The sequence below is a fragment of the Rhizobium bangladeshense genome (assembly GCF_001662075.1).
Taxonomy (GTDB): Bacteria; Pseudomonadota; Alphaproteobacteria; order Rhizobiales; family Rhizobiaceae; genus Rhizobium; species Rhizobium bangladeshense_B.
In genome coordinates this window covers 1-2,649 of the sequence record NZ_LYPL01000059.1, presented here as the reverse complement: position 1 = coordinate 2,649, position 2,649 = coordinate 1, and the positions used below count along the sequence as shown (strand labels likewise).

Annotated in this window: 5 protein-coding genes; all 5 read left to right on the top strand. The window is 53.8% G+C overall.

Annotation, left to right across the window (positions count from 1 at the left end; all coding sequences use genetic code 11):
* The coding region (locus tag A7X77_RS33725) for a hypothetical protein (protein WP_210179780.1) at positions 1–348 on the top strand (348 nt) is incomplete at its 5' end.
* Positions 349–468: 120 nt separating this feature from the next.
* Positions 469–969, top strand: coding sequence for a hypothetical protein (locus A7X77_RS31265; RefSeq protein ID WP_064686648.1), 501 nt, complete (start codon positions 469–471; stop codon positions 967–969).
* A gap of 135 nt (positions 970–1,104) precedes the next feature.
* A complete protein-coding gene (locus tag A7X77_RS33720) occupies positions 1,105–1,530 on the top strand; it encodes a transposase (RefSeq protein WP_245293822.1) in 426 nt (141 codons plus the stop codon).
* Positions 1,457–1,876 (top strand): transposase, encoded by a 420-nt coding sequence (locus A7X77_RS33715; RefSeq protein ID WP_210179779.1) that lies wholly within the window; start codon positions 1,457–1,459, stop codon positions 1,874–1,876. The genes A7X77_RS33720 and A7X77_RS33715 overlap by 74 nt, the downstream gene beginning before the upstream one ends.
* 100 nt (positions 1,877–1,976) lie before the next feature.
* A complete protein-coding gene (locus tag A7X77_RS31250) occupies positions 1,977–2,534 on the top strand; it encodes a hypothetical protein (protein WP_064686646.1) in 558 nt (185 codons plus the stop codon).
* The last annotated feature ends 115 nt before the right edge of the window (positions 2,535–2,649 follow it).

Genomic DNA, 2,649 nt, shown 5'->3' with positions numbered 1-2,649 from the left:
TGGCGCAGGCGTATCAAGAGGGGCCTATGGCGAATACTCGACACCCGTCATTTCAGCCAGAACCTTCCCAGCGATATCGAGCCGTTCGATTTCCTGCTCCTTCTCAGCAATCTTCGTACGAAGGGAAGAGATTTCTTTCTCAACCGCCGCCCGCTTCAACCTGATAAGATCTCGATTGTCCGACATTTCCATCACCGGTTAACCATTCCAGTTGGCAATATGTCGCTCAACACAGAAACTTTGGCAAGAGGATTCTTTCACATACTACTGATGAGATACGATATTCCAATGATGTTCTCCTCTTGTTCTTCTCCTGTTCGCACTTTCCCACAGTTGGTCGGGAGATAGGATGTTCCTTTGATGTTCCTGGAGAATCACAGCCGCAGCGAGTTTCCGTAAGCAATCGCTGGAAACTGGCAAACTGATCTGAGATATTTCGGGAGTTGAAGCGGCGATTCGAGGCCAAGAATGCTCCCCAATGCACCCACCGATAACCTCTACAAATTCGCGACCTTCATTGGTATGGCGCTATTCGTGTTCTGCACGTGGCAGATATCGGACACCTCGAAAGCCGTCGAAAGCCAACTCTTCGATGCGAAGATGCAGGGGAAATTGTTCGTCCTTCGGGTGAAAGACAGCCAGGAAGCGCTAGAGGCGATCGAGCAAGATTTAAACGCTCCAAATCCAGATGAGCCGGGAAAAGCGCTGAAAGGGCGGCTTGATTTAGTACGTCGCCAAACCGACGGAATGCTAAAGGATTGGGAGGCGAACGTTCTACAAGAGGCACGTGCGCAATTGCGTGAAATGCAATATCTGGAAGACGATAAGACCATGTTGCAGGTGGGACAGTGGGGCGGACTCGCTTTGTCGGTTATTGGCATCGTGCTTTGGTACGTGCTGCATCAGCGCCATCAAGACGGCCTCCTACGGCAGCAACGGCAGAGCGCTGAATCAACCGGGAACAATTGAAGCCCAATGATTGAGGCGCAGCTGGTCGAAGACGACGAACGCTAGAGTGTGTCAGCGCTAATCGGAATCGCGATGAGATTCCCTCGCGTTTGATTTTGTGATTCAAGATCATTGCTGGATTGGAGGCCAGCAGTGATGGTGCGACCTCTTTCTCTTGATTTGCGAACGCGCATTGCAGCAGCGCTGAACGATGGCATGACAGTTCGTGCCGCAGCGGAGCGGTTCGGGATATCGGCTGCAACAGCAGTCCGTATCGGGCAACTCGATCGATCCGGTAGAGGCCTGATGCCGGCGAAGATCGGCGGCTATGTCAAACCGACACTGAGTGGCGCTGCAGCCGATGCCGTGCGCCAGCGGCTGCAGGCCAAGTCCGACTGGACGGTGCGTGCGTTGTCGGCGGAGCTGAAGTCTGCGGGGATCAATATGTCTCACGACACCGTCTGGCGCTTCCTGCGCAGCGAAGGAAAGACCTTCAAAAAAAACGCTGGTGGCAAGCGAGCAGGACCGCCCGAAGGTGGCCCGGTTCCGGATACGATGGAAGACCCATCAACATCGGCTTGATCCGGACCGTCTCGTCTTCATCGACGAGACCTGGGTCAAAACCAACATGACACGCACCTGCGGCTGGTGTCAGCGCGGGGAGCCTCTCATCGCAAAAGTCCCTCACGGTCATTGGAAGACGCTGACCTTTCTGGCCGGCTTGCGCCGCGACAGCATCGTTGCCCCCTTTGTCCTCGACGGACCCATCAATGGCATTGCCTTCACCGCATGGGTTCAGAAATGCCTGGTCCCGACCCTCAAGACCGGTGACATTGTCATCCTCGACAATCTGGGAAGCCACAAAGGAAAGCCGGCTCGCGATGCGATCCGGGATGTCGGTGCACACCTCTTCTTCCTGCTGCCGTAGCAGGTGAGTTTGCAAGCCTCGAAGGACTTGATGAGTTTTTCAGATGCACTGTTAATCGCCATCCGGTATTTACCAGAACAGGCACAACCGGGGAGCAGTTATGAGGGTAAAGGGTCTAGCGGTCGCAGCGCTTGCGTTCGGTTTGATGGGAGCAGCCGAGCCAGTCAGAAATATCGACTATTTTCAGATCTCTGAAATCGACACCCGCCAAGGCCTGGATGCGGTTCTGGATCGAATAAATCTGACCGAAAATTCCAACCTTGGAAGCGGTGGGCGTCTTTACAAAGGCACGGAGGGAAAGACTGGCCACACCGTTATATTGCTCACCGAGAACGATAAAATCGTGAAGGTGATCTACCGGTTCAGCGTTCAGATCAATGTTAGGGATACAGACCAGGTAGCAGCGGTTCAAAGCCGTTACGCGCTGGACAAATTGCCGGGCGCCGTCATCGAGAAGGACGTGAAAGACGGCCGGCATGCCCTGTTTATGCGCTTCAACTGCGATGATCAGCCCGCATATCAAGCGGCTTGCTCAATTCGGTTTAGTTACTTGGATGCACAAGGGCTGGTTAGCAACGAGATGACTTGGCTAAATCGGCCACTGCTTGAGGAAGCAGCAAAGAAGCGTCAGACAGACTTCGAGAAGAAATTGCCGTAGTCATCGAAAAAGCCGCTACGTTCTGCCTCTTAGCGGCCCAAGTTGTTGACGGGAGATCGATTTAATCCGTCACGTCATTATCGTATTGCCATCGATTGGCATCTGCAAGAGCGCA